A 7,016-nucleotide genomic window follows, 5' to 3' on the forward strand; every position below is an offset into this window, starting at 1 on the left:
TAGAATACTGATAAGGAATTTACAACCGTGTACAGAACAAGGCAATACAGGATAAACCAAAACCACATACTCTATGACTACTGCAGGGATATCTGCAGATCATCAGCCGTTCTGTACAACAGGGCAAATTTCATCTTAAGGCAGTATTCGTCATCAGTTGATTCAATGGCTGAGTTCAAGCCTCTTTTTCCAAATCAGATGATGGTTTACAGGCTCGTAAGGGATAATCTTTTAGGGACTAAATATCTTGGTGATAGCAAATGGCTCTCATATAATGCCCTTGATCATCTGCTAAAGGTTACAAGGGATAAGGCATACTATGCCCTTCCGGCTCAGGCTAATCAGCAGATATTGAAACTTCTTCTCAGAGACTATAAGTCTTTCTTTGAAGCTGTAAAAGTATATGGCAGGAATCCTGGGGCATTTACTGGCCGTCCCAAGATGCCGGGATATGTGTCACAGGGCTCATTCAAGACAGCTGTCCTGACTAATCAGATATGCAGGATCAAGGATGGGGATCTTAAGTTTCCCGGTACAAAGGATAAGCTGTCTCTTGGTCAGCTCCCTGAAGAAGTATGCCTTAAGGAAGTGCGTATAAAGCCCAGTGGAAAAAGCTTTGTCCTGGATGTGGTTCTTTCTGTTCCTGATAAAGGAATAATGCCAATGTCTGATAAGGATACCCTCTCTGACCTGTCGGACGTATCAGATCTGAAGGGCTTGAGAGTAATGGCTATCGATCCCGGAACAGAAAATATCGCCGCTGTAGCGAACTCTTTTGGCGCAAGACCATTTGTGATAAAGGGAGGCGTGATCAAGTCAATCAACCAGTTTTACAACAAAGAGATGAAAAGACTCTCTTCCTGTGCCATGACATGTAACAACAGGTACAGGACAAGAAAGATGAATGCTCTTACTGAAAAGAGGAACAGGAGGATAAAGGATCAGTTCCATAAGGTGAGCAGACAGCTTGCAGACTATGCAAGGGATAACCATGTAGATGTAGTAGTGATGGGGCATAATACATACCAGAAACAGGAGATAGGTATAGGACATGTCAATAACCAGAATTTTGTGCAGATACCAATGCTGATATTTGCAGACATGCTCAGATACAAACTTGCTGAATATGGTATAAAGTTTGTTCTCACGGAAGAAAGCTACACATCAAAGGCAGACTTTCTTGCAAAAGACTATATCCCTGTGTATAAAAAGAATGCGAAAGAGAACTTCGCTTTTTCAGGCAAGAGGATACAGAGAGGACTTTACAGGCACTGCGATGGTACAATAACAAATGCAGACATAAATGGAGCTGCAAACATCTTAAGGAAAGTATTCCCAAAGGTAAGCCAATGGGATAGGGGCATAGTGGACATGCCCTGTTCTGCAGGATGCATAGAGCATCCTACAGGTTCATGCCGCCATGCGGCATAACAGAAACCCTTTCCGACGTGGAGTCGGTGAGGGTAGTTCATTCAAGTCCTTTGGTCTGATAGTCAGAAGGGTTTTTGCCTACCAGTTTTTTAAAGGTGTTGGAGAAGTAGGCAATGTCTGAATAACCCACTTTCTCTGCAACTTCGTAGACCTTAACGTTTACATCCTTCAGGTAATCCATGGCCCTTTTTATCCTGTATCTGGTGAGATAGTTGTTTATGGACTGATCGGTCTCGGATTTAAAAAGCCTTGAAATATGCCCCTCACTTACGCTCATGGCCTCGGCAAGTTTGGTGATACTAAATCCCGAGTCAACATAGTTATTCTCGATATATTCAATGGCCGTCTGAACGTAGCGGTTTGAAACCTCATCTTTTGTCTTAAGAGGAATCAGCTGCTCCTCAAGTTCAGCGTTTGATGCCGGTGCATTGGGGTGCAGATGAAGGAGCCTCTGGATTGAACCCTCAAGCTCACCGTCCTGGAATGGTTTTAAAAGATAATCCGACACTCCGATACGTATAGCCTGCCTTGCGTATTCAAACTCGTTGTAGGCTGTAAGGAATATCACCTTCGTTCCCGGACATTTCTCGATGATCTTCTCTGCCATCTCTATGCCGTCCATCTTGGGCATGCGTATGTCTGATATAACAAGGTCCGGGCGCAGAGTCTCTGCTGCCTCAAGGCCTTCAATGCCGTTGGCAGCTTCTCCGACAACTTCGCATCCGATAAGGGCCCAGTCGGTCTCGCTCTTTATTCCCATACGCACGTATTTTTCATCATCAACTATCAGTACTCTTGTCATTTCTCTCCTCTTCCTTCACCGGCTCTTTTTCCGAATAAGGAATTGTAACTATCATGATGGTTCCACCCTCTGACGGTCTTACGGCCATGACTCCGTACTCCTTGCCGTAGTAAAGTCTAATAATGGTGTTCACATTGTTAAGACCAAGATGTCCTTTTAATGTTTCCGGGTCATCGTTGTTAAGGGCAGTCAGCATCTCATCACTGATACCTTTTCCGTTGTCCTGAACGGAAATCTTAAGAAGATCAGGATATCCGTCCTTACCTTTTTCCTTGATGGAAGCCACATAAATATGGCCGTTGTCCATATCATCCATGCCGTGAATAATGGCGTTTTCTATAATGGGCTGCAGGATAAGCTTTGGTATTATAGCCTGCATCACATCCTCCGGAATATCTATGGTAATGTCAAACTTATCGTCAAACCTTATCCTCTGAATGTCGCAGTAGTTCTGGATCAGCTTGATCTCTTCAGAGAGCTTTACAAACTGAGTCTGGGAAATACTGGTCCTTAGGATCCCGGCAAGAGACGCCGACATGGTCGCAACCTCCGGCACATGATTTGCCTTGGCAACCCACTTGATGGTGTCCAAAGTGTTATACAAAAAGTGCGGATTTAGCTGTGCCTGCATCATCTCGATCCTGGTCTCATTGACCTTTCTCTCAGCAGCCACTCGCTCTTCCATAGTGTCTTTTAACTGGGTAGTCATCTTGTTAAAGCCAACTGCCAGCTGCTCGAATTCATCCTCTCTGCTCAGCTCTATCTTGGCATCAAAGTCGCCCTTTCTAAAGCGCCTCATACCTGCTGCCAGTGTGCCGATGGGCTTAGCCACGTAGTTACTCATTCGGTTGGCGACTATCAGGCAGATAAGGACACTGATGATAGCCAGGAAAATGATGATCTGATAACTGGCTCTTACTGCGGATTCATCAAAGACAGGAGGCGTAACGTAAATTCCGAGAAGTTCTGTATTGCCCAGCTGCTTTATGTAAATATTCTTCTGAAAACCCTCGGTATATAGCTTTCCGCTTTGCAGATTGCTGCGGATCGCTGAAAGGTCTTTTCCGTCCTCAGCTGTGCCCACAAGACAGTACGGCTCAAGAAAGCTCCCCGTCAGCATAAAGCCGTCTCTGGCGTTTATTGAGCCCGAGAGCTGGTCTCTGAGCACCTGCTGATCGATCCTGATAAGAGCCACTCCCGGTTCCTCTTTATCCACCATCAGTCTTGCAATGAGGAAATCACCTTCGCCTTCTGAAGCATTAATTATATCCTGGGAAAAGACTGTATGGCCTCCTCCCTGTACTGCCTGCCTTATAACGCCGTAATAATCCGGAAGAGCTGCGGGTTTAGAGCCGCTGGCAGTTGAATACATGCAGCGACTTCCCATGTAAAGATCCACCTGCGCAAATGAGCGCACCTGTCTGGTTGCCTCATAAAGATCGGCATAGATGGCGATGGAATTCTTCCTCCCCTTATAAAAGGAATTAATTAGTACCTCACTGTCTGCAATGGCATCCAGGGTTTCCTCTGATTTTGTCAAAATGTCATTTATCTTGCCTATAGCTACGGCTTCCTGCTCAGCATCCCGCTTTTCGTAATCGCTCTTTATCCTGGCCTGGAAGCCCTGGATTGTCAGTACGCCTCCGAATATTACGAGGAAAAGAGTTACTGCTAGGAACACCACAAAAATCTGCCGCTTGAAGGATTGTCTCACAAAGCCCATACTCACTCTCCTTCCTGCCCGGCAAGGGCATTCCAGAGGGAAAAGACTTCTTCCTCTTCCCTGGCGGATTTTTCTACATCAAATTTAATGAAGGTCTCAGTATTTCCACGTTTGCTGCCCACATCACTCCTTGCAGATCTTCTGTAGAAGTTCTCAGTGGCGTATCTCTGGGTGTCGTAGGAAACCACAAAGTCGATGAACTTGCCCGCGTTATAACTGTGGGGAGCGTTCTTTACCATGGCAATGCCGTCGGGAACGGCACTGGTTCCGTCCTCCGGATAGAGCATGGAAATATCTTCATATTGATCCATGGCTTTCCTGGCTGTCTCCTCCAGAGTTATTCCTATAAGGAAGCTTCCATCCGAAACTTCGGGAATGACCTGTCCTGAAGAAGGAAGTATCCTTCCTTCCAGCTGCTCATAAAACCTAGGTACAAGGCTCTGTGGCTCTTCATTAAAGAGCTGCTCCATGGTGGATAATATTGTATAACTGGTTCCTGAACTATTTGGATCAGCAAAGGCAATCTGCCCCTTCCACTTGCTGTCAAAGAGCTCCTCCCAGGTAGTGGGAAGCTCTGAGTAGGATACCAGTTTCTTGTTGTAGACAAATACGATGGGGAGCTCGGTAAATGGAATCCAGCGGTCCTCATCATCCACATAGTCAGGATCCAGTGCGCTCCTCTCAACAGGCTCATAGGGCATGAAAAGATCTTTTGCCGCCTCATAGCTCTCGATACCACCGCCGAACATAATGTCGCAGCGACCTTGTTCTGAAGCCTCTTTTACCTCGGAAAACATCTGCGTCGTACCGCCTGTGTGAAGCTCAACCCAGATTCCTGTGCGGCTTTCAAACTCCCGGATGATCGGCAGATACACCTCTTCCTTGTGGGAAGTGTAGACAATAAGCTGCTTCTCCTGAGGTACAGCATAGCTACTTGAGAGCTCTTCTATCTCCTGTTTCCTCTCCGATCCTGCGCACGCCGAAAGAAGCAGCGTCACTGCTGCTAGTAAAGTCGCTGTCATTATGGCTCTTAGGCGTTTTCCGAAATCTCTTTTACCATGTCTCATGGTCCTATTCTACTACATACCTGCCTTGATTTACAAAGCGCATTGTGATAATATACTTAGTGCTTGTTTCCGTAGCTCAGCAGGATAGAGCGTTCGCCTCCTAAGCGAAAGGTCGTGCGTTCGAATCGCATCGGGAACACTAGTAAGGAAGCACATTTGCCGTGCTTCCTATTTTTGTGCCAGTCACCCAAAAGTGGGTGACAATGGGTGACAATAACCTTTTATTAGATTATCCGTTCTGGTATCTCAGGATACATGGCGCGGTGCTACGTGATGTAACTTTCTGAGACTCATAATCCATTTTAATCAGCCACGAAAACATAGTTACCTTCTTACCCATCTATTCCTTGTTTCAATAAATAATATTGACTAATTTCTTTGGACCTCATTGTTTCCCATAGCGGAGAATAGTCAATAATTCCAATCACTTTCAATTTTGTAATATTATTCAGAAAGATTCTGAATTAATAAAAAGTATAGAAGTGTTAAATGATTTTTTGCTTTGATGAGTTATTCACAATATGCTACCATTATAGTATCTATCTCACATTCCTTGAGATAATTTATTCAGTTACGTGATAATACTCACAAGGCTAGCAAATCATTATTGGAGGGTTTATATGAATAACTTATTTAGAAAACTGCCGAATCATAACAAAAAAATAATCATTAGCATAGCACTTATTTGCACATTGGCATTATGCATGCCTATTCCGGCAAAAGCCGAAACTGTGACTTCTGGCTATAACGGCCAGGTAGCGTGGAACACTGGCTATTGTGGCGGCGGCGTAGGCCTTGGATATGGTTACGTTGTAGATAACATCGGCAAGAAGTATGGTGAGGATGCTAAGACGGCTTACCAGAACGCCGTTATCACTGGTGACTATACAGCGTATAGAACACTTGTTAAGGACTGGAGACCTACACAGGACGTTCCTGGTATCAACGTTCATCCTGATGGAAGAGATTTAACTGGCAATGCACTTACTAATGCACAGAGTTATGAATATGATGCTTATCAACTTTTTGGTAAATACGGTACAGTGAACGACCTTTTTACTTATGCAGCACAGTATGGTTACGACCTGAATGTAGCTGACCAGTACAACAAGTTTTCGCTTGCTTGGACAGTTTACAAGACCGTTCCAAAGCCTGCAAAGAAGGCGGCTCCTGCAAAAACAACTACTGCTCCAGCTGCAAACAATACAAAGGTTGAGGCTTTGAAAACATACAAAGGCAATAATGCAAATTTCAATGCGTACTGGTACTATACCAATTATGCAGATCTTCAGGCCGCTTTTGGACCTGATGGAAAGGCATTAAAAGACCATTGGAACCAACATGGAAAGACTGAAGGTAGAGTCGCTAATAAGGCTAAGTAAATAACTATTAAATAGAAAGAGCCTCGTATTCGAGGCTCTTTTTTGACATACTGTGTATAACACTTTTCGTGCGTTTATTGTGCGTTTTTATTTTGTTCTGATTACTTTAATGTAATTAATTCTGGGTGACAAAGTGGGTGACACTTGAAATAGGTGGTCTAGAAGTGCCTTCCTTTCTACATTTTTTTGTGACCTTTCCTCTCCTAAGCGAAAGGTCGTGCGTTCGAATCGCATCGGGAACACTAAAAAAGAAGCCTCATTTTCGACAATGTCATTAAGATAAGATGACAACAAAAAGAAATAGAGAACTGAGAACCTGAATAAGGTAATCAGTTCTCTTTTTTTGATGGTTTTTAAACCTTCAGGGCATAGAAAATAGGCAGATGTCCATCTGCCGAAATGATAGTATAATTAGTTTGTTAAGCTACTCTGTACAGAAAGCTTATAGCGGTTTGGACTTTGACTTTGCGAGGGTCTTTGCGTCCAGGTCGGATTGGAAGAAGCTCTTTACTGATGAGGAATTCCACGTCAGGAGGAGCTTCCTTCTTTATTGATAGAAAATGGCGACATATGTGGATAGCCCTCGTGTAGTTTAATTGATAAGCATGCTT

At 44.2% G+C, this 7,016-nt stretch carries 5 protein-coding genes and 1 tRNA gene; 3 read left to right on the forward strand and 3 right to left on the reverse strand.

The genetic code is table 11. The features are described 5' to 3' along the window. The first annotated feature begins 27 nt into the window (after positions 1-27). On the forward strand, positions 28-1,431 hold the full coding sequence (locus G632_RS0105160; protein WP_022767963.1) for an RNA-guided endonuclease InsQ/TnpB family protein: 1,404 nt from the start codon (positions 28-30) through the stop codon (positions 1,429-1,431). A gap of 37 nt (positions 1,432-1,468) precedes the next feature. Here G632_RS0105160 and G632_RS0105165 read toward each other — a convergent pair whose 3' ends face one another. From G632_RS0105165 to G632_RS0105175, 3 genes are read right to left on the reverse strand one after another with little or no spacing between them, the layout of a single operon-like run. After that, positions 1,469-2,233 (reverse strand): response regulator transcription factor, encoded by a 765-nt coding sequence (locus G632_RS0105165; RefSeq protein ID WP_022767964.1) that lies wholly within the window; start codon positions 2,231-2,233, stop codon positions 1,469-1,471. Beyond that, the gene (locus G632_RS18895) at positions 2,211-3,956 is read right to left on the reverse strand and encodes a sensor histidine kinase (RefSeq protein WP_022767965.1); all 1,746 of its coding nucleotides are present in this window, start codon (positions 3,954-3,956) and stop codon (positions 2,211-2,213) included. The genes G632_RS0105165 and G632_RS18895 overlap by 23 nt, the downstream gene beginning before the upstream one ends. Positions 3,957-3,958: 2 nt before the next feature. Next, the gene (locus G632_RS0105175) at positions 3,959-5,023 is read right to left on the reverse strand and encodes an extracellular solute-binding protein (protein ID WP_022767966.1); all 1,065 of its coding nucleotides are present in this window, start codon (positions 5,021-5,023) and stop codon (positions 3,959-3,961) included. A gap of 65 nt (positions 5,024-5,088) precedes the next feature. Here G632_RS0105175 and G632_RS0105180 point away from each other — a divergent pair. Then, a tRNA-Arg gene (locus G632_RS0105180) sits at positions 5,089-5,162 on the forward strand. Between the two features lie 592 nt (positions 5,163-5,754). Continuing rightward, the gene (locus G632_RS0105185) at positions 5,755-6,405 is read left to right on the forward strand and encodes a hypothetical protein (protein WP_155828842.1); all 651 of its coding nucleotides are present in this window, start codon (positions 5,755-5,757) and stop codon (positions 6,403-6,405) included. Positions 6,406-7,016: the final 611 nt, after the last annotated feature.

Origin of the sequence: Butyrivibrio sp. NC2007 (assembly GCF_000421405.1) — a bacterium.
In the GTDB taxonomy this organism is placed as follows: domain Bacteria; phylum Bacillota; class Clostridia; order Lachnospirales; family Lachnospiraceae; genus Butyrivibrio.